The 16708-nt window shown below is 73.3% G+C and carries 13 protein-coding genes; 5 read left to right on the top strand and 8 right to left on the bottom strand.

Going from position 1 to position 16708, the window contains the following annotated elements:
• Positions 1–22 precede the first annotated feature (22 nt).
• The 5 genes from LO763_RS21145 to LO763_RS21165 form a co-directional block, all read right to left on the bottom strand.
• On the bottom strand, positions 23–724 hold the full coding sequence (locus tag LO763_RS21145) for a hypothetical protein (RefSeq protein ID WP_230788468.1): 702 nt from the start codon (positions 722–724) through the stop codon (positions 23–25).
• A 242-nt stretch (positions 725–966) separates the two neighbouring features.
• Positions 967–2121 carry a uroporphyrinogen-III synthase gene (locus LO763_RS21150; RefSeq protein WP_230788558.1) on the bottom strand — a complete coding sequence of 385 codons (1155 nt, stop codon included), beginning with the start codon at positions 2119–2121 and terminating at the stop codon, positions 967–969.
• Positions 2121–2462 (bottom strand): nitrite reductase small subunit NirD, encoded by a 342-nt coding sequence (nirD, locus tag LO763_RS21155; RefSeq protein WP_230788470.1) that lies wholly within the window; start codon positions 2460–2462, stop codon positions 2121–2123. The genes LO763_RS21150 and nirD overlap by 1 nt, the downstream gene beginning before the upstream one ends.
• A gap of 5 nt (positions 2463–2467) precedes the next feature.
• The gene (gene nirB / locus LO763_RS21160; protein WP_230788472.1) at positions 2468–4942 is read right to left on the bottom strand and encodes a nitrite reductase large subunit NirB; all 2475 of its coding nucleotides are present in this window, start codon (positions 4940–4942) and stop codon (positions 2468–2470) included.
• On the bottom strand, positions 4939–6375 hold the full coding sequence (locus LO763_RS21165; RefSeq protein ID WP_230788474.1) for an FAD-dependent oxidoreductase: 1437 nt from the start codon (positions 6373–6375) through the stop codon (positions 4939–4941). The genes nirB and LO763_RS21165 overlap by 4 nt, the downstream gene beginning before the upstream one ends.
• A gap of 282 nt (positions 6376–6657) precedes the next feature.
• Between LO763_RS21165 and LO763_RS21170 the strand changes: the two genes are divergently transcribed.
• Complete coding sequence (locus tag LO763_RS21170; RefSeq protein ID WP_230788476.1) at positions 6658–9009, top strand: terpene synthase family protein; 2352 nt, start codon at positions 6658–6660, stop codon at positions 9007–9009.
• Here LO763_RS21170 and LO763_RS21175 read toward each other — a convergent pair.
• Positions 8925–9656, bottom strand: coding sequence for a hypothetical protein (locus LO763_RS21175; protein WP_230788477.1), 732 nt, complete (start codon positions 9654–9656; stop codon positions 8925–8927). The genes LO763_RS21170 and LO763_RS21175 overlap by 85 nt on opposite strands.
• Positions 9657–9733: 77 nt before the next feature.
• Between LO763_RS21175 and LO763_RS21180 the strand changes: the two genes are divergently transcribed.
• The 4 genes from LO763_RS21180 (at position 9734) to ispH (ending at position 14088) form a co-directional block, all read left to right on the top strand.
• Entirely contained in the window at positions 9734–10516 is a 783-nt protein-coding gene (locus LO763_RS21180; RefSeq protein ID WP_230788480.1) for a bestrophin-like domain, read from the top strand.
• Positions 10517–10608: 92 nt separating this feature from the next.
• Positions 10609–12033, top strand: a complete 1425-nt coding sequence (locus LO763_RS21185) for a family 2B encapsulin nanocompartment shell protein (RefSeq protein ID WP_230788482.1) — start codon at positions 10609–10611, stop codon at positions 12031–12033.
• Positions 12034–12124: 91 nt separating this feature from the next.
• Positions 12125–13135, top strand: coding sequence for a polyprenyl synthetase family protein (locus LO763_RS21190; protein WP_230788485.1), 1011 nt, complete (start codon positions 12125–12127; stop codon positions 13133–13135).
• The gene (ispH, locus tag LO763_RS21195) at positions 13132–14088 is read left to right on the top strand and encodes a 4-hydroxy-3-methylbut-2-enyl diphosphate reductase (RefSeq protein ID WP_230788496.1); all 957 of its coding nucleotides are present in this window, start codon (positions 13132–13134) and stop codon (positions 14086–14088) included. The genes LO763_RS21190 and ispH overlap by 4 nt, the downstream gene beginning before the upstream one ends.
• A gap of 99 nt (positions 14089–14187) precedes the next feature.
• Here the strand turns inward: ispH and LO763_RS21200 are convergent, their stop codons facing one another.
• Positions 14188–15312, bottom strand: a complete 1125-nt coding sequence (locus tag LO763_RS21200; protein ID WP_230788500.1) for an alpha/beta hydrolase family protein — start codon at positions 15310–15312, stop codon at positions 14188–14190.
• Between the two features lie 183 nt (positions 15313–15495).
• Positions 15496–16608, bottom strand: a complete 1113-nt coding sequence (locus tag LO763_RS21205; protein ID WP_230788503.1) for an alpha/beta hydrolase family protein — start codon at positions 16606–16608, stop codon at positions 15496–15498.
• Between the last annotated feature and the right edge of the window lie 100 nt (positions 16609–16708).

Genomic DNA, 16708 nt, shown 5'->3' on the forward strand with positions numbered 1-16708 from the left:
AGGCGGGGCCGCCGATGTCGCGTCACTGCTGGGGCGGGGCGGGCGGCTGCTGCCCGTAGGGCGGCTGGCCCGGCGGGGGCTGCTGGCCGTACGGCGGCTGGCCGGGGTAGGGGCCCATGGGCGGCTCGTCCTTGCGGAAGAACTCGTTGGAGGCCGGGACGGCCAGCAGGACGATGATCACCAGGGAGCCGACGATGAACGCCAGCAGCGTGGCCCAGTCGAGGACGGTGACCCAGCCGGGGGTGGCGTCCTCGATCGCCTGCGTCATCTCGTCCTGGTACTCGGTGCCGTTGACGGTGTAGGTGGCCTGGCCGACCTGGCCGATGAGGCCGCCGATGCCGCAGCAGGCCAGGGCGATGCCGGAGAGGATCCAGCTGAGGATGCGCGCGGCACGGCTGCCCTTGTTGTTGAGGATGCCGAGGACGATGTAGAAGACCGCGAACAGGAGGTAGACGGCGGCGACCAGTGCGAACGTCACGGTGATGAGGGTGCTGACGTCGTCTACGGTGATCCCCGAGCCCTCCAGGGAGGGGTCGGTCATCACCTCGTCGAGGACGATGTCCTTGACGGCCGACTGCACGGCGAACATGCCGATGCCCGTGATGACGAGCAGGGCCGCGGTGATGAACTGCGTCCAGACCACGGCGACGACCGCGGTGGGCTTGGCCTTCGGCCCGGACGGCGGTGGCTGCTGCGGATACTGCGGCGCCGGCGGGTATGCCATGACGGCCTCCGATTCGGATAGGTGCGTTGGGCGGTGCGTGCTCGGGTCCCCTCATCGTACGGAGTCCGCGCCCGGCCCGCCACTCATCCTCAATGGCCGGTCGCCGCAGGCCGCGGCCCCGGCGCGGGCGCCGCGCCCGCCGATCCCGACTCTAATGAGGACTCGCGGTGCGGGCCTCCGCCGTCCGGGCGCGGGCGGGCTGCCCGGACGCCGCCCCGATCCGGCGGGCGGCGTCCGGCGCGTCAGACCTCCAGGTTCAGCCGGTAGCCGCGCTTGATGACGGTCTCGACGCAGGTGCGCAGGTGCACCGCGTCGCGCAGCCGCGTCACGGCCATCTCCACGGCGTGCCCGTCCGCGCCCCTCGGCAGGTGCCCGAGGAGCTCGGTGCGCGAGAGGACCTTCCCCTCGGCGCTGGCGAGCGCCCGGATCACCGCCATCGGCGCGGGCGGCAGCTGGAACGGCTCGTCGTCGAGCAGCACCATGTGCCCGCGCAGCTCGATGCGGTGCCCGGTCGCCAGCCGCATCCGCCGGGAGCGCTTGGGCAGCGCCGAGGCGACCGTGCGCACCAGCGACCCCAGGCGGGCCCGCTGCGGCTGCGCCGTCTCGACCCTCAGGCGCGTCAGCGGGGCGGCGGTGACGGGGCCGACCGCGACGGGGAGGACGCCGTTGTCCTCCGCCGGGGCGCGGAAGGCCTCCAGCATGTCGGCGGCCTGGTCCCCCGCGATGCGCAGCAGCGCGTTCACGGCGGGCGCGGACGTGAAGGTGACCGCGTCGATCCGCCTGGCGCAGACGGCGTCCACGAGCCGCTGCACCGGCGTGATGTCCGTCGGGAGCGTCCAGCGGTAGACCGGGACCGGGACGGCCGCGCCGCCGCCGGCGCGGACGGTGCGGATGAAGTCCTCCGCGGGGTCGCCGTGCAGCTGGATCGCGACCTTCTGCCCGGCGACGCCCCGCTCGCGCAGGTACTCCACGACCTCGTCGCCGGTCTCGCTCGGCGCCGTCCACTCCTCGGTGAGCCCGGCCGCGCGCACCGCGCCGAGGGCCTTGGGCCCCCGGCACAGGATGCGCGCCTGGGCGCACACGCGCAGCAGGTCGTCGCCCATGCCCCAGCCCTCGGCGGCCTCGAGCCAGCCGCGGAAGCCGATGCCCGTGGTCGCCACGACCAGGTCGGGCGCCTCGCGGATGAGCTCGACCGTGGCCGCCCTGAGGGCCTCGTCGTCCGGCAGCGGGACGATCCGCAGGGTCGGGGCGACGACGGTGCGGGCGCCCCGGCGCTCCAGCAGCGTCGACAGCTCGTCGGCGCGCCGCTGGGCCGTGACGGCGACGGTGTAGCCCGTCAGCGGCGCGAGCGCCGGGCGCGCGTCGGACCCGCGGACCGGGGCGCCGGTGCCGACCATCAAGCGACCGCTTCCACTTCCGCGCGGGCGCCGACGCGGACCTCGCCGTCGATCACCTCCACGGCGTAGACCTCGAGGGCCGCCGAGGCGTCGTCGAGGCACGCCCCCGACGCGAGCGAGAACGCCTGCTTGAGCAGGGGGCTGACGACGACCGGCTCGCCGCCGCGGTCGCCGACCAGTCCGCGGCTGATGACGTTGGCGTGCATGAACGGGTCGCGGTTGGACACCGCGAACAGGCTGTCGTCGAGCAGCCGGAACACGGCGACCTGGGTGCCGTCCCCGAGCAGGGCCGCGACCCCGCGGCCGGGGATCAGGCGGTCGAACGCGCAGATCGTTTGCATGGCGGTTACTTCCTTTCCGGAGTGCCGAGCAGCACCGGCTGAGCGTGCGAGCGGGCGGTGGTCCCGGCCGGGAACTTCTGGCCCCGGACGGTCTCGAACTCGATCGAGGGGTCGGGCGCCTCGGGGGCGTTGACGAAGGAGACGAACCGCTGGAGCTTCTCGGGGTCGTCGATGACGCCCTTCCACTCGTCGGCGTAGTTCGCGACGTGCTGCTCCATGAGGGCGTCGAGCTCGGCGCAGATGCCGAGCCGGTCGTCGACGACGACCTCGCGGAGGTAGTCGAGGCCGCCTTCGAGGCCCTCGACCCATTTCGAGGTGCGCTGGAGGCGGTCGGCGGTGGAGATGTAGAACATCAGGAACCGGTCGATGGTGCGCACCAGGGTCTCGGAGTCCACGTCGGACAGGAGCAGGTCGGCGTGGCGGGGCGTGAAGCCGCCGTTGCCGCCCACGTAGAGGTTCCAGCCGTGCTCGGTGGCGATGACCCCGAAGTCCTTGCTCCGGGCCTCGGCGCACTCGCGGGCGCACCCGGAGACGGCGGACTTGAGCTTGTGGGGGCTGCGCAGGCCCCGGTAGCGCAGTTCGAGGTCGATGGCCATCTTGACCGAGTCCTGGACGCCGTAGCGGCACCAGTCGGTGCCGACGCAGGACTTGACGGTGCGCAGGGCCTTGCCGTAGGCGTGCCCGGACTCGAACCCGGCGTCGACGAGCCTGCGCCAGATCTTCGGCAGGTCCTCGACGCGGGCGCCGAACATGTCGATGCGCTGGCCGCCGGTGATCTTGGTGTAGAGGTCGAACTCCTTGGCGACCTCGCCGATGACGATGAGCCTGTCGGGGGTGATCTCGCCGCCGGGGATGCGCGGGACGACCGAGTAGGTGCCGTTGCGCTGGAGGTTCGCCAGGAAGTGGTCGTTGGTGTCCTGGAGGGCGGCCTGCTCGCCCTCGAGGATGTGGCCGCCGCCGAGGCTCGCGAGGATCGAGGCGACCGCGGGCTTGCACAGGTCGCAGCCCGCGCCGGTGCCGTGGCGGGCGATGAGCTCGGAGAAGGTGGTGATGCCGGTGACCTTGACGATGTCGAAGAGTTCGGCGCGGGACTGGGTGAAGTGCTCGCACACGGCCTTGGAGACCTCGACGCCGCCTTCGGCGAGGAGCTGCTTGAGCATCGGGACGCACGAGCCGCAGGAGGTGCCGGCCTTGGTGCAGGCCTTGAGCTCGGCGACGTCGCAGCAGCCTTCGGCGATGGCGCCCATGATGCGGCCCTTGGTGACCGCGTTGCAGGAGCAGACCTGGGCGGCGTCCGGGAGCGTCCCTTCGACCTCGCCGGAGGAGAGGAGGTCGGCGAGTGCGCCGGGGACCTTGCCGCCGACCGAGGCCCGCAGGAGGGGGTAGGGCTCGGCGTTGCCGACGAGCATCCCGCCGAGGAGGGTGGCGGCGTCGTCGGAGAGGACGAGCTTGGCGTAGGTGCCGCCGGCCGGGTCGAGGTAGGTGGTGGCGAGCGGGCCGTCGAAGGCGCCGAACTGGGCGACGTCGACGCCGAGGAGCTTGAGCTTGGTCGACATGTCCGCGCCGGGGAAGGTGGCCTCGCCGCCCGCGAGGCGGTCGGCGACGACCTCGGCCATCGCGTAGCCGGGGGCGACGAGCCCGTAGCAGACGCCTTCCATGGCGGCGACCTCGCCGATGGCGTACACGTCCGGGTCGGAGGTCCGGCAGGCGAGGTCGGTGGTGATGCCGCCGCGCTCGCCGACCGCGATGCCGCACTCGCGGGCGAGCTGGTCGCGGGGGCGCACGCCCGCCGCGAAGACGATGAGGTCGGTGTCGAGCACGAGGTCGTCGCGGTTGGTCGCCATGCGCAGGCGCCCGTCGACGGCCTCGATCGCGGTGGCGCCGGTGCCGCAGTCCACGGTGATGCCGAGCTTCTCGATGTGCTGCTTGAGGACGCCGCCGCCGGCCTCGTCGAGCTGGCGGGCCATGAGCCACGGCGCGAACTCCACGATCCGCGTCTCCAGGCCCAGGAGATTCAGGGCGTTGGCGGCCTCGAGGCCGAGCAGGCCGCCGCCGATGACGACGCCGTGGCGGCGCCCGGCGGCGCGGGCCCTGATCGCCTCCAGGTCCTCGATGGTGCGGTAGACGAACACGCCGTCGAGGTCGGCGCCCGCCACGGGCGGCACGAACGCGTACGAGCCGGTCGCGAACACGAGCTTGTCGTAGGCGTACTCGCCCCGCTCGGAGCGGACGACGCGGGCCTCGCGGTCCACCGAGGTCGCGGGTTCGCCGAGGCGCACGTCGACGCCGGGCAGGTCCGAGGCGAGCGAGAGCTCCTCGGCGCCGACGCCGTCGAAGAACGCCGACAGGCGCACCCGGTCGTAGGCCGGCCGGGGCTCCTCGGCGAGGACCGTGACGTCCCAGGACGGGTCGCGCTGGACGACCGCCTCCAGGAACCGGCGGCCGACCATGCCGTCGCCGATGACTACCAGTTTGCTCATGCTGACACCTCGTTCAGTTGCGCGGCGCCGATGTCCTCGGCGGCCCGGCCCAGACCGGCGACGGTGCCGCCCAGCCACTTACAGATCCCGGCGACGTCCTCGGCGCACGTGCCGCAGCCGGTCGAGGCCTGCGTCGCCTCCGACAGGGCCTCGGGGGTGCGCGCCCCGTCGAGGAACGCGGCGCCGAGCTCCCCTTTGGTGACGTTGTTGCAGCGGCAGACCACGACCTCGTCGGGCATGGACGCCGGCGTGTCGGGGGCGACCGACACGGACTCGCCGGGCCGTCCCATCAGGAGGGTGCGGCGGTCGTGCGGCACCGGGTCGCCGGTGTCGAACAGCTGGACCACCTGGCCGACCATCGGGTTGTCGCCGAGCATGACCGCCCCGGCGAGGCGGCCCTCGGCGTCGATCACCAGGCGGGCGTAGGTGCCGCGGCGCGGGTCGGCGAAGGAGACGACCTCGTCGCCCTCGACCTCGCCCATCGCGGCCAGGTCGATGCCCGAGGCCTTGAGGCGGGTCACCAGGCGCGAGCCCTCGTAGGCCGCGTCCGGGTTCGCGCCCGAGAGGAGGTCGACGACCACGTCCGCCTGCTCCCAGGCGGGGCCGACGAGCCCGTAGGGGATGCCGCGGTGCTCGGCGCAGTCGCCCACCGCGAACACGTCCGGGTGGGAGGTGCGGCACTGGTCGTCGATGACCACCGCGCGGCCGCAGGCGACGCCCATGGACGCCGCGAGCGCGGTGTTCGGCTTGACGCCGCAGGAGACGACCAGGAGCTGGCCGGTGACGGTGCGCCCGTCGGCGAGCACCAGCGTCAGGCCGTCCTCGCCGTGGACCACCTCGGTGGTCTGGGCGTCGGTGACCGACGCGACGCCGACCTCGGCGTAGGAGTCGGCGAGGACCTTGGCGCCCAGGGGGTCCAGCTGGCGGTCCATGAGGTGGCCGCCGGCGTGGACCACGGTGACGTCCATGCCGCGCCCGGCCAGGCCGCGGGCGGCCTCCAGGCCGAGCAGGCCCCCGCCGAGCACGATCGCGCCGGCGCGGTTGGCGGCCTCGCCGAGGATCGCGCGGGCGTCCTCGACGGTGCGGAGCACGTGGGCGCCGGTCGGCAGCGGGTTCAGGCCCGGCACCGGCGGCACGAACGCCTCGGCGCCGGTGGCGAGCACCAGCTTGTCGAAGGGGACGCCGTTCACGGTCTTGGCGTCGAGGTCGACCGCCTCGACGGCCTCGCCGAGCCGGAGGACGACGTTCTCGGGCGGGACGGGCAGCGCGATCTCCGACTCGCGCTGCTTCCCGGCGATCATGCTGGAGAGCAGGATCCGGTTGTAGGCGGCCGAGGGCTCGGCGCCGAACACGGTGACCTCGACGCCGCGGCGCCCGAGCTCGCGGGCGACGCGGGCCCCGGCCATGCCGTAGCCGACGATGGCGACCTTCACGCTCTGGACCTCCCGGTGCTGGACCGACTGCGAAGGCGCGGCGGCTGCCGCCGCGCCGTCCGGGAGACGCCGCTGTCAGTCCCCGACTCGGGCTCCAGGTTCGCCCGGGGCTGTTACGCGATCGCGCGGTGAATGTTTCGCGTGTGCTAAGTAGTCCGCACCGTCCGGCCGCTCCACGCGGACAGCTCCGTGCACGGGACCCGACTGGGGGTAGCGGCCCCGCTGGGAAGGCTCTACAGTGAACGGCACCGCAAACGACCGGTTTCGCCAGTAGGGAGCGCTATGTCAGAAAATCACCCGTTCGTGTTGCCCGTGTTCTACCTGCCCTATCCGGCCCGCCTCAACCCGAACGTCGAGGGCGCCCGCGCCCACGCCCGCGTGTGGGCGAAGGAGATGGGGATGCTCGACGCCCCGTCCGAGGGCGGCGGCGTCATCTGGGACGAGGCCGAGCTCGACCGCCACGACTACGGACTGCTGTGCGCCTACACGCACCCCGACTGCGACGCGCCCGCGCTCGACCTGATCACCGACTGGTACGTGTGGGTGTTCTTCTTCGACGACCACTTCCTCGACGCGTTCAAGCGCACCCGCGACACCGCCGGGGCCAAGGCGTACCTCGACCGCATCCCGATGTTCATGCCCCTCGACCTCGGCGAGACGCCTGAGGCCGAGAACCCCGTGGAGCTGGGGCTCGCGGACCTGTGGCGGCGCACCGCCCCGTCGATGTCGATGGACTGGCGGACGCGGTTCCTCGAGAGCACGGTCAACCTGCTGTTCGAGTCGCTGTGGGAGCTCGCGAACATCAAGTCCGACCGGGTCGCCAACCCGATCGAGTACCTCGAGATGCGCCGCAAGGTGGGCGGCGCGCCCTGGTCGGCGGGGCTGGTCGAGTACGCCGTCGGCGCCGAGGTCCCCGAGGCGGTCAGCGCGGCGCGGCCCCTGGAGGTCCTGCGCGACACGTTCTCGGACGCCGTCCACCTGCGCAACGACCTGTTCTCGTACGAGCGCGAGGTCACGAACGAGGGCGAGCACGCCAACGCGGTCCTGGTCTTCGAGCGCTTCTTCGGCATGGCGACGCAGCGCGCGGCCGAGCTCGTCAACGACATCCTCACCTCGCGGCTGCACCAGTTCGAGAACACCGCGCTCACCGAGATCCCGGTGCTGGCCGCGGCCGAGGGCCTCGGCCCGTCCGAGCAGGTCGCGATCGGCCTGTACGCCAAGGGGCTCCAGGACTGGCAGGCGGGCGGCCACGAGTGGCACATGCGCTCCAGCCGGTACATGAACGATGCGGCCGAGCGGGTCCTGGGCGGCCCCAACGGGGTCGGGACCTCGGGGGCGCGGATCGCCGCGTCCGGGCTCAAACAGCACCTGCGGGTCCCGTTCAAGCAGGTCGGGCCGACCGAGATCCCCGAGTTCCGGCAGCCGTTCGCGCTGCGGCTCAACCCGCACCTCGACGAGGCCCGCCGCCACGGCCTCGAATGGGCCGCGGCGATGGGGTTCCTGGAGCCGGACCCGGCGCTGCCGGGGTCGGGGGTGTGGGACCGCCGCCAGTTCATCGGCATGGACCTGGCGATCTGCTCGGCCGGCATCGACCCCGACGGCACCCGGGAGGAGCTGGAGGCGTCCGCGGACTGGCTCGCGTGGGGCACCTACGGGGACGACTACTACCCGCTGGCGTTCGGGCGCGGCCGCGACCTGAGCGCCGCGCTCGCGCAGCACCGCAGGCTGCTGGCGTTCATGCCGCTGGACCTGGGCGCGACGCCCGAGGCGCGGAACCCGCTGGAGCGGGGCCTGGCCGACCTGTGGGGGCGCACGGCCGCCGCGTTCGACGAGCGGGCCCGCGGCGAGTTCCGCAGGGCCGTCGAGAAGATGCTCGAGGGCTGGCTGTGGGAGTTGCACACCGAGGGCCAGAACCGGGTGCCCGACCCGGTCGACTACGTGGAGATGCGCCGCGACGCGTTCGGGTCGGACCTGACGATGTCGCTCGCGAGGCTGCGGGCGGGGCGGCAGGTGCCCGACGCGGTCTGGCGGTCCCGGCCGCTGCTGGCGATGGAGGCCGCGGCGATGGACAACGTGTGCCTGCTCAACGACGTCTGCTCCTACCACAAGGAGGTCGAGTTCGAGGGGCAGCTGGTCAACGGCGTCGTCGTCGTCGAGGAGTACCTCGGAGTGGACTCGAAGGAGGCGGTGGCCGTCGCCGCGGCGCTGGCGAACGCCCGCATGGAGCAGTTCGAGCTGGTGGAGGCGACCGAGCTGCCGGGGCTCGCCGAGGAGTTCGGGCTCGACCGGCCGGCCCAGGAGGCCCTGGCGTCCTACGTGGCCGACCTGAAGAACTGGATCGCGGCGATCTACAACTGGCACCTGGTCGGCACCGACCGGTACCGGGAGGGGACGCTGCGGCGCCTGAGCGGCCGCGAGCCGGGGCCGGCGGGCGCGCACGGCGTCGGCAGGTACCTGGACGACGGCACGGCGGAGCGGGAGGCCGAGACGGCGGCCGCGGACCCGGACTCGGCGCTGAGCCGGGCCCTGCGGCCGCCGTCGTGGCGGGTCTACCTGCCCGCGCGGCCCGAGAACGCCGCGCCCGCGGACGTCGCCATGGCGAACGCGAACACCGCGGCCATCATCCGCCGCTGAGTCGTCGCCCCGTCGTCCTCCTCCGGCGCCGGGGCGGGCTCGGCCTCCTCCACCGCGAGGACCTCGGGCAGCGGCCCGGGGTCCCGCGGCGGGGCGGGGGCCTCGCTCGGCTCGGGCTCCGGCTCCTCGACCGCGGGCGAGGCCGGCGGGACGGGTGCGGCGGGCACCGGACTCTCGGACGCCGGAGGTTCCGGTTCGGGCTCGGGTTCGGGCGCCGGGGCCGGCGGTGCCGGCTCCGGCGCGGGCGGACTCGGCGCGGGCGGGTCCGGCGGGTCCGGAGGATGCGGCGGGTCCGGCGGCTCCGGGGGGTGCGGAGGATGCGGCGGTTCCGGAGGTTCCGGCGGGTGCGGCGGTTCGGGGGGATGCGGCGGGTCCGGAGGCTCGGGTGGGTCGGGCGGTTCGGGGGGATCGGGAGGCTCCGGCGGGTCGGGCGGTTCAGGAGGGTCCGGGTGGTGGGGGTGGTCCGGGTGGTCCGGGTAGTCCGGGTAGTCGGGATAGCCGGGGCGGTCCGGGTAGCCGGGGCGATCGGGGTGGCCCGGCCCGTGCTCGGCCCCCGGCGAGGCCGGCCCGCCGTCGAAGGCCAGCGCGAGCGCGGGCAGCACCGCGAGCGCCGCGACGACGACCCCCAGGGTGATAAGGCGCCTCATGAGGCCTCCATACCTGATTCAAGGCGTTCATTAGGATTCACACTGAATATTCTGCTTTACGAGGTTTGGTGAAATCAATGGCCATTTGGTGGCAAGGTCTGCTCTTCGCTCTCGTGGTGGTCGCGGCGGCCAGCGTGGTCGTGGCGCTCCTCCAGCGGTTCGCTCCCCCGACCGCCCGAGGGCACAACAACGAGCTCGGCACGACGCTGTTCGAGCTGCTCACGGTCCTGTACGCGATCGTGCTGGCGTTCGTCCTCATCACGGCCTGGGAGAACAAGAACGAAGCGGGGCACGTGACCTTCAAGGAGGCGAACGAGCTGGTCGGCGTCTACTGGTCGGCCGCGGCGCTCGAACCGGACCAGCGCGAGGAGGTGCGCGCGGCGGTCCGGGCCTACACCGAGGAGGTGATCGCCGCCGAGTGGCCCGCGATGCGCGAGCAGGAGGAGGTCACGTCGGAGGGGCTGCTGCTGCTCGACGCGATGCGGGCGCCGATCGCGTCGGTGCAGACCGACGAGGACGCCGTCCAGGCGCGGCTCGACACCACGCGCGACGGCATCCTGGCGGTGTCGGAGTACCGCACCGACCGGCTGTTCCAGGCGCAGCGGGGGCTGGGACCGGTCATGTGGACCGTGCTGGTGCCCGGCGCGCTCCTGGTGTTCGCGGTGATGCTCACGCTCGGCACGCCGACCCGCAAGTACCAGTTCGTGCTCGTGGGGCTCATCTCCGGCATGGTGGCGCTGATGCTGTTCGCGGCCTACCAGCTCGAGTACCCGTTCAGCCGCGGCGAGGCGACCGACCCGGTGGCCTACCAGACGGCGATCGAGCGCTTCGACATGATCGATGAAGTTTACACAAGTTAATGACACCTACGGGTGAATTACTCGATTAATGCCCATATAGGGGTTTAAGATCCTCTTGAGACTTAACCGCCTCAACGTGAGGAAGTGCGCACATGACCGATTCCGTCGTCGACAACGCCCCAGCGGCACCTCAGCAGGCTTTGGCCCCTGAGCACCAGCAGACCAGCCTCAGCACCGCCGCCGCGCGGAACCTCGCCACCACCACCAAGTCCGTCCCCCAGATGCAGGAGATCACCTCCCGGTGGCTCCTCAAGGTCCTGCCGTGGGTCCAGACCCAGGGCGGCGCGTACCGCGTCAACCGCCGCCTGACCCACACCGTCGGCGACGGCCGCGTCGAGTTCCGCACCGAGGGCGACGAGGTCCGCGTCATCCCGACCGAGCTCGGCGAGATCGCGCAGCTGCGCGGCATCGACGACGAGGAGGTGCTGGCCGCGCTCGCCGACCGCTTCGAGCAGCGCGAGATCGGCGCCGGCGAGCGCATCGCCGAGGAGGGCCGCCCGGTCGACGGGATCCACCTGATCGCGCACGGCCGCGCCGAGCAGTTCGGCTCCGGCCCGTACGGCGACCAGGCCTCGCTCGGGCGCCTGGTCGACGGCGACCACTTCGGCGAGGAGCTCCTGGTCGAGGACGACCCGGTCTGGGACCACGACGTCATCGCCGCGACCCCGATCACCGTGCTCACCCTCCCTGCCGCCGCCGCGGCCGAGCTGGTCGAGCGCATCCCGTCCCTCGCCGAGCACCTGGGGCGCTTCCGGGCCGGCCGCTCCGCGAAGTCCAACAAGCACGGCGAGGCGGCCATCGACATCGCCGCGGGCCACACCGGCGAGCCGGACCTGCCGAGCACCTTCGTCGACTACGACCTGGCGCCGCGCGAGTACGAGCTGTCGGTCGCGCAGACCGTGCTGCGCGTCCACACGCGCGTCGCGGACCTGTACAACAAGCCGATGAACCAGATGGAGCAGCAGCTGCGGCTCACCGTCGAGGCCCTGCGCGAGCAGCAGGAGGAGCAGATGGTGAACAACCGCGAGTTCGGCCTCCTGCACAGCGCGGCGCTGAGCCAGCGCATCCCGACCCGCTCGGGCGCGCCGACGCCGGACGACCTGGACGAGCTGCTCAGCCGCCGCCGCGACACCCAGTTCATGCTCGCGCACCCGAAGGCGATCGCCGCGTTCGGCCGGGAGCTGAACAAGCGCGGCCTGTACCCGACCCCGACGCTCCTGGACGGGCGCGAGGTCCCGGCGTGGCGGGGCGTCCCGATCCTGCCGTGCAACAAGATCCCGATCACCTCGGCGCGCACGACCTCGATCATCGCCATGCGGACCGGCGAGGACAACCAGGGCGTCGTCGGCCTGAACCAGATCGGGCTGCCCGACGAGTACGAGCCGGGCCTGTCGGTGCGGTTCATGGGGATCGACGAGAAGGCCGTCATGTCCTACCTGGTCAGCGCCTACTACTCGGTCGCGGTCCTGGTCCCCGACGCGCTCGGCGTCCTCGAGCACGTCGAGATCGGACGTTAGAAACGCCGGGCGGCCGAGGCCGCACCGCCTCGGCCGCCCGGGCCGACGCCCGTCCCCCCTTTCTGAACGACCTGCCGCCCAGGGAGGCCCCATGTCCGTCCTGACCGACCGCTACACCGCCGAACGCGAAGCCATCGACGCCGGACTGCGGGCCGCCGCGAGCAGGCTCCCCGCCCCCGCCGCGCGGATCACCGCCTACCACTTCGGATGGACCGACGAGGCCGGCGAGCCCGCGCGGGCGAGCTCGGGGAAGGCCCTGCGGCCGCTGCTGACGCTCCTGGCCGCCAAGACCGTCTCGGGCGACTGGCGCGCGGCCGTCCCGGCCGCCGTGGCGGTCGAGCTGGTCCACAACTTCTCCCTCATCCACGACGACATCATCGACCGCGACAGCCTGCGGCGGCACCGCCCGACGGCGTGGACGGTCTACGGGGTCAACGACGCGATCCTCGTCGGCGACGCCCTGCACGCGCTCGCGTTCGAGGTGATCGCCGAGGCCGGCGGCGACCGGGCCCCGGCCGCCACGGGCCTGCTGGCGCAGACCGTGCGGGCGCTCATCGAGGGGCAGCTGGCCGACACCCGCTTCGAGGACCGCGACCAGGTCCCGCTCGACGAGTGCGTGGCCATGTCGGAGGCCAAGACCGCCTCGCTCATGGGCTGCGCGACGGCGCTGGGCGCCCTGTTCGGCGGCGGCACGCCGCAGCAGGTGGAGGCCCTGCGGGACTTCGGGTGCCGCCTGGGCCTGGCCTTCCAGCACGTGGACGACCTGCTCGGGATCTGGGGCGACCCGGCCGTCACCGGCAAGGCGGTCTACTCGGACCTGCGCAACCGCAAGAAGTCGCTGCCGGTGACCGCCGCGCTCGGCTCGGGCCGCCGGGAGGCGGCCGAGCTCGCGCGCCTCTACGGCGCCGAGCGGCTGAGCGACGCCGAACTGCACCGGGCCGCCGAGCTCGTGGAGGTCTGCGGGGGCCGGGAGGCCAGCCAGAGCGCGGCCGCGTCCCTCACCGAGGCGGCCGCGGGCGTCCTCGTCGCGCAGCACCTCCAGGACACGGCGGTCGAGGAGCTCACCAGCCTGGCCGCGAGCACGGTCGGCCGGGTCTGGTGACCGCGGTCCGCCGGGTGCTCCTGCCCGCGCCGCGGTCCTTCTGCGCCGGCGTGGAGCGGGCGATCGAGATCGTGGAGCGGCTCCTGGAGCGGCACGGCCCGCCGGTGTACGTGCGCAACCAGATCGTCCACAACACCCATGTGGTGGCGGACCTGGAGTCGCGGGGCGCGGTGTTCATCGCCGACCTGGACGAGGTCCCCGAGCACGCCGTGGTGGTCTTCAGCGCCCACGGGGTGGCGCCGGCGGTCGAGCGCGAGGCGGCCGAGCGGGGCCTGGACGCGGTGGACGCGACCTGCCCGCTGGTGGCGAAGGTCCACGCGGAGGCGAAGCGGGCGGCCGAGGCCGGGGACACGGTGGTCCTCATCGGGCACGAGGGCCACGAGGAGGTGGTCGGCACGATGGGCGTGGCGCCGGAGCGCACGGTGCTCGTCGAGAGCGCCGAGGCGGTGCCGGCCCTGGAGGTCGCCGACCCGGCGAAGGTCACGTACCTGAGCCAGACCACGCTGTCGGTGACCGAGGTGGAGCAGATCGCCGCGGCGCTGAAGGAGCGCTTCCCGGGGATCAAGGGCCAAGGGGCCGAGGACATCTGCTACGCCACCAGCAACCGCCAGGCGGCGGTCGCGGCCGTCGTGCGGGAGGCGGACCTGGTGCTGGTGGTGGGCTCGGCGAACTCCTCGAACTCGAACCGGCTGGTGGAGTTGGCGGTCGAGGCGGGCGTGGCGGCGCACCTGATCGAGGACGCGGGGCAGCTGGACCGGGCCTGGGTCGAGGGCGCGCGGACGATAGCGGTGACGGCGGGGGCGTCGGCGCCGCCGGCGCTGGTGGACGAGGTCGTGGCCGCGATCGGCGCGGTGGGGCCGGTGGAGGTCGTGGAGCGGCCGGTCGCCGAGGAGACCCAGGAGTTCCTGCTCCCGCAGCGCCTGCGGGCCGCGGGCCCGGACCGCGGCCGCTGAGCGGTCGCCGCCGGGGGCGTTCGCGGCCCCGGGGACGACGGAGGGCGAGGGCCCGGCCGCGCGGTGCGCGGCCGGGCCGCTCCTGTCTCCCGGTCGGGCTTACGGGTTGTGGAAGACCAGCTCGGGCCAGTCCTCGCCCGGTCCTTCGAGGACCGGGGCGTCCTCGCCGCGCAGGTGCTCGCCGACGAACCCGGTCACGAGCGCCCGGGAGACCTCGTCGCTGCGGAAGCCGTCGAGCTCGTCCTGGTTCACGCCGAGCTGCTCGCCGAGGGGGCCGAAGTCGGTCAGGGAGCTGTGGCCGGTGCCGTCCACGGTGATCCACCGCTTCCAGCCGCGGAGCTTCTTCCAGGCCTTGTCCCAGGTCTTGTCCTCGCCGGGCTGCCCGTGGACCTCGGCGCCGACCATCATGAACGGCTTGTCGAGCTTGTGCGGGTCGAGCGCGAAGAAGGTGCCGTCGAGGTTGAACCCGGCGTCGAAGCGGTCGTCGGCGAGCATCGCGCGGTGGCTGGAGGCGCCGCCGATCGAGTGGCCGCCCACGGCGATCCGGTCCTGGTCGATGACTCCCGCGTCCTCCCAGGCGGCGTCGTCGCCGGTGAGCTCGTCGAGCACGAACGACAGGTCCTCGGCGCGGTTGGGGACGACCGAGTCGATGTCGTCGGTGGTGCAGGCGAGGCACTCGGTGGTGCGGCCGTCGGGGAAGGTGATCGGGGCCTCGTGGTTGTGGCCCACGGCCGCGACGGCGTAGCCGCGGCTCGCGAGCTCCTCGGCCATGCCGGTGAGCGTGGCCCGCGGGAACGAGAAGCCGGGCGAGAGCACCACGAGCGGCAGCGTCCCGTCGTCGGCGAGCGGCTCGGCTCCGGTCACCGAGTTCGTCCCGATCGACGCGAGGACCTCGCCGGGGAACTGCAGCTGCTCGCCGAAGAGCGTGCCCTCCGCGAGGGTCATGTACGGCGCGGTCGCGCCCTCGGCCTGGTCGGTCGGGTACCACATGGTGACCATGAGCTCCCGGTCCATGTCGGGGGCCCACAGGTCGGGTCGGCCCTCGTCGACGAGGTGGAGCTGCACGGTGCCGGTAGCGTACTCGCCGCCCGGCGCCGGGACGGCCGGCGCCTGCGGCGCGGGGTCGAGGGGGGTCTCGGCGTTCGCGGCGGGGACCGCGAAGGCCCCGGCGGCGACCGCTGCGGCGGTCGCGGCGAGCAGGGCTCGTCTGAGGTGGCGGTGCACGATGGACTCCTGTTGTGGTCGTTGCTGATCGGTTCGGTCTCGGCGCGGGCCGGAACGCTTTCCACGGTAGGGAGCGGGACGCGCGGCCGCTGCTCACTTTCGGCCGGTTCGCGGGGTGTCTTTCGTCAGGTGCGGGCCCGGCCGCGCGCGGCGCGGCCGGGCCCGCGGGTTCGCGGCGGAGCCTTACGGGTTGTGGAAGACGACCTCGGGCCAGGCGTCGCTGGGGCCGTCCAGGAGCGGGGCGTCGCAGCCGCGCAGCTCCTGGTCGACGAACGCGGCGACGTAGGCGCGGGTCAGGTCGACCGCGCGGGCGCCGGTCATCTCCTGGGTGGGGATGCCGAGGTCGTCGGCGATCGGCGCGAGGTCGGTGAAGGAGCTGTGGGTGGTCTGCTCGACCTGGATCCAGCGCCTCCAGTCCGACATCTGCTCCCAGGCGGCCGGCCAGTTGTTGTCCTCGGCGCCGGGGACGCCGTTCTCGGCGTTGCCGACGAGCAGGAACGGCACGTCGACCGGCGCGTCGGCGGCGTCGTGCAGCTTGCCGTCGAGGTTGAACCCGGCGTCGAAGCGGTCGTCGGTCTGGACCGCGGTGTGGGCGCTGGAGCCGCCCATGGAGTGGCCGCCGGCGACGACGCGGTGGCGGTCCAAGTGGCGGCCCCACTCTGAGCCGCGGGCGGTGAGCTCGTCGAGCGCGAAGGAGAAGTCCGCGGCCCGGTCGGTGGTCACGTCGAACCCGTCGGGTCCGGTCGGGCAGGCGAGGCACGGGTTGGTCTCGCCGCCGGGGAGGCTCATCGGGGCCTCGTAGTTGTGGCCGAGGGCCGCGACGGCGTAGCCGCGGCTCGCGAGCTCCTCCGCGAGGCCGGTCAGGGTGGCGCGCGGGAAGCTCCATCCGGGAGAGAGCATGACCAGCGGCAGCTTGCCGCGCACCGGGTCGGCCTCGGCGACCGCGTTGGTGGCGACCGCGGCGAAGTAGTCCTCGGGCGCGTCGATGCCGAGCTGGTCGACGAAGACGGCCGACTCCTCGGCGGTCATGTACGGCGCGGCCTCGCCGCGGTCCCGGGTCGGGTACCACATGGTGACCATGAGCTGCCGGTCCTCTTCGGGGAACCAGGGGTCGGCGCGGTCCTCGTCGACCATGTGGAGGGTGGTGGCGCCGACGCGGTAGGGGCCGGTGGGCTCCGCCAGGGCGAACGAGGCGGCCTCCGGTCCGGCGGTCTCGGCCTGCGCGCTCGGCAGCGCGACGGCGCCGAGGCCGGCGGCGGCCGCCACGGCCGTCGCGCCGATCAGCGTGCGTCTCATCGTGCGTTGCAAGGTGGTTCCAATCGGTCGGGGTGCGGCCCGTGCGGCCGCTTCCCCAACTCTGGAACGCGGAACCCTCGCCGCCCTGGGTATCTCGGCC

The organism is Glycomyces amatae (genome assembly GCF_020991375.1).
Taxonomy (GTDB): Bacteria; Actinomycetota; Actinomycetes; order Mycobacteriales; family Micromonosporaceae; genus Glycomyces; species Glycomyces amatae.

Bases quoted from the DNA above. Each gene is read 5' to 3' on its own strand.
- LO763_RS21145 (WP_230788468.1), bottom strand. From the start codon at position 724: ATGGCATACCCGCCGGCGCCGCAGTATCCGCAGCAGCCACCGCCGTCC.
- LO763_RS21150 (WP_230788558.1), bottom strand. From the start codon at position 2,121: ATGGTCGGCACCGGCGCCCCGGTCCGCGGGTCCGACGCGCGCCCGGCG.
- nirD (WP_230788470.1), bottom strand. From the start codon at position 2,462: ATGCAAACGATCTGCGCGTTCGACCGCCTGATCCCCGGCCGCGGGGTC.
- nirB (WP_230788472.1), bottom strand. From the start codon at position 4,942: ATGAGCAAACTGGTAGTCATCGGCGACGGCATGGTCGGCCGCCGGTTC.
- LO763_RS21170 (WP_230788476.1), top strand. From the start codon at position 6,658: ATGTCAGAAAATCACCCGTTCGTGTTGCCCGTGTTCTACCTGCCCTAT.
- LO763_RS21175 (WP_230788477.1), bottom strand. From the start codon at position 9,656: ATGAGGCGCCTTATCACCCTGGGGGTCGTCGTCGCGGCGCTCGCGGTG.
- LO763_RS21180 (WP_230788480.1), top strand. From the start codon at position 9,734: ATGGCCATTTGGTGGCAAGGTCTGCTCTTCGCTCTCGTGGTGGTCGCG.
- LO763_RS21185 (WP_230788482.1), top strand. From the start codon at position 10,609: ATGACCGATTCCGTCGTCGACAACGCCCCAGCGGCACCTCAGCAGGCT.
- LO763_RS21190 (WP_230788485.1), top strand. From the start codon at position 12,125: ATGTCCGTCCTGACCGACCGCTACACCGCCGAACGCGAAGCCATCGAC.
- LO763_RS21205 (WP_230788503.1), bottom strand. From the start codon at position 16,608: ATGAGACGCACGCTGATCGGCGCGACGGCCGTGGCGGCCGCCGCCGGC.